This window comes from Bathymodiolus azoricus thioautotrophic gill symbiont, from assembly GCF_001298715.1.
Taxonomy (GTDB): Bacteria; Pseudomonadota; Gammaproteobacteria; order PS1; family Pseudothioglobaceae; genus Thiodubiliella.
Window position 1 is genome coordinate 1 of sequence record NZ_CDSC02000217.1, and the last position, 2,161, is coordinate 2,161.

Consider the following 2,161-nt stretch of genomic DNA (forward strand, 5'->3'; position numbering starts at 1 on the left):
TTTATTAGTATCTTTAGCAATATTTCTTTTAACTTCGTCTAATTCGTTTGTCTTATCAATGTAATTAAAATTCTCTGATTTATTTTTAATCGCTTCAACACTACTACTTAAATCGTCTTTGGAGGTTTGGTCACTACCCCAATAATTAACTACAAGACTTTTGTATTCATCAGGCAACTTATCTTTTAACACTTCTAAAGCGCGTTTAGTTTGGGCAGTTACTAATACTTTATTGCCTGTTGCAAGTAAGTGACAAATTAAATTAGCAATAGTATGTGATTTTCCTGTTCCAGGTGGCCCTTGCACTAAAATGGCGTTGTTTTTCTTTATTTTTTCAAGTATTTCTTTTTGCTCTTGGTTGGCTGGATGTGGAAAGTAAATAGTTTCTATTGTTGTGTTGCTTAAAGTTCTAACTTCATTATCTTGACTATTTTGACCAAGCAAACAATCAATAAGTTTTATTCTTTTTGACTGTTCTTGATTTTCTAAAGTTTTTATAACCTCTTCATATGCTTTACTAAGTTTACTGGTGTTTTTCTTTCTTAGAATTAGTGCTGGAGCATAAGAAATGCTTGTGTAGTTAGTTGTTATAGGTTCAGATATTTGATCATAATATTGCTCTACGCCAATACCATCTGAAAAGTTTTTAACAATCTTGTTTGCACTTTTTATATCTAATAAATCTATATCATCATTCTGCTTATCATCAACAGCTTGTTTAAAAATTTTCTTAGCCTCCTGAATGCTATTGTTGTCAAACTCTTTTGGAATAAACTCATCTTCAACTTCTGGATTCTCATTGCTTGTCTTAACTGTGATAGTGGCATTACTGTATTCAATATCGGCAATTTGAATGATAAGATGACGATAATATTTTTGGGTATCGTTATTTTGTTGGTGATTGAACAAACCAATAGCAATAACTAATTCATGAGTTTCGCTATTATTTTTTAATTCTTCGTAAAATTTAAAAAATTTCTGATAAAGTTCATATAATTTTTTGTATTCAATTGATTGCTTGTCGTATCTTTCTTTTTGCTGTTGCTGTTTTTCTTGATATTGTAATATGTCCTCTGACCATTGGTTGTTGATATAATTGCTTAATTTTTCTCTAAGTTCTGGCTTATCATCTAAAAACAGAGTTACTTCATTATGTTCTATTTCTGTTTTTATAACAGGCTCATTGTCTTTATCATATAAATCTTCAAACCAGCGGATTAACTCCTTGGGTGTTTTTATCTGTGGTTTTATAGGCTCTTGTGGCTTTTCTGGTTTTTCAAGTTTTAACCAAAAATCTTTTTTATCATCTGTTTTAACGGTATTGTAAAAAAGATTATTATTAGGAATAGCGTCAAGAAAAACATAATCATATTGCTTAGAGGAAGCAATATTATTAATTGCTTTACTACGTAATTCAGCAAATCCTTTTAAATACCTAAATAGTTGTAAATATTGCTCCATAATGTTTTATTATTCAACCCAATTCTCAGTTTTTAGCCCTTGGACGCGCTCAAACTCCTTAAGATTATTGCTAACTAGTGTGGCATCTAAACTGCGTACATGAGCGGCAATCCAAAGATCGTTATCGCTAATAATTTGACCTTTTTTAGACAAATCAGCTTTAATTTCTCCATAATGTTTTGCGACATTTTTATCAATCTGTATGACTTGAGTTAGCGCAATAAAATTATTTAAAACAGATAATGATTTATGACGATATTGACTTTTGTTTGCACCATATAATAACTCACCATATGTAATGACAGAAATAGCCATATGGCAAGATGGAATATGAGAAAAGCGACTAAATGCTGTTATTGGTTTTTTCTTAACGACATAGATACAAATATTAGTATCTAGAATATAATCAATCATCAAGATTTTCTCTTTCTATCGCTGGCGTATCACCCCTTCCATCTATCATAAAATCATCTGGCATAGCCATCAAAGCAACAAAAGCGTCGACAACGCTGGACTGCTTTTGTTTAACAGGTTTAATGATTAAATTATCGCCGTCTTTAGTAATATCAACCTCATTCACATCAAAACGCAAAGCTTTTGGCAGGCGAACGGCTTGGGAATTTCCTGATTTAAATACTTTTGCTAACATAACATAATGACTCCTAAAAAATATATACAATTAAGTATACACTGTTGCATC

Annotated in this window: 3 protein-coding genes; all 3 read right to left on the reverse strand. The window is 31.0% G+C overall.

Annotated features, from left to right (window positions below; all coding sequences use genetic code 11):
• A partial coding sequence (locus tag BAZSYMA_RS04170; protein WP_143243094.1) for an AAA domain-containing protein occupies positions 1-1,461 on the reverse strand: 1,461 nt, incomplete at its 3' end.
• A 9-nt stretch (positions 1,462-1,470) separates the two neighbouring features.
• Positions 1,471-1,875 carry a type II toxin-antitoxin system tRNA(fMet)-specific endonuclease VapC gene (gene vapC, locus BAZSYMA_RS04175; protein WP_337925529.1) on the reverse strand — a complete coding sequence of 135 codons (405 nt, stop codon included), beginning with the start codon at positions 1,873-1,875 and terminating at the stop codon, positions 1,471-1,473.
• Positions 1,868-2,110, reverse strand: coding sequence for an antitoxin (locus tag BAZSYMA_RS04180; protein ID WP_090715926.1), 243 nt, complete (start codon positions 2,108-2,110; stop codon positions 1,868-1,870). The genes vapC and BAZSYMA_RS04180 overlap by 8 nt, the downstream gene beginning before the upstream one ends.
• Between the last annotated feature and the right edge of the window lie 51 nt (positions 2,111-2,161).

Excerpts from the sequence above, each read along its gene's own strand:
- vapC (WP_337925529.1), bottom strand. The coding sequence starts at position 1,875 with ATGATTGATTATATTCTAGATACTAATATTTGTATCTATGTCGTTAAG.
- BAZSYMA_RS04180 (WP_090715926.1), bottom strand. The coding sequence starts at position 2,110 with ATGTTAGCAAAAGTATTTAAATCAGGAAATTCCCAAGCCGTTCGCCTG.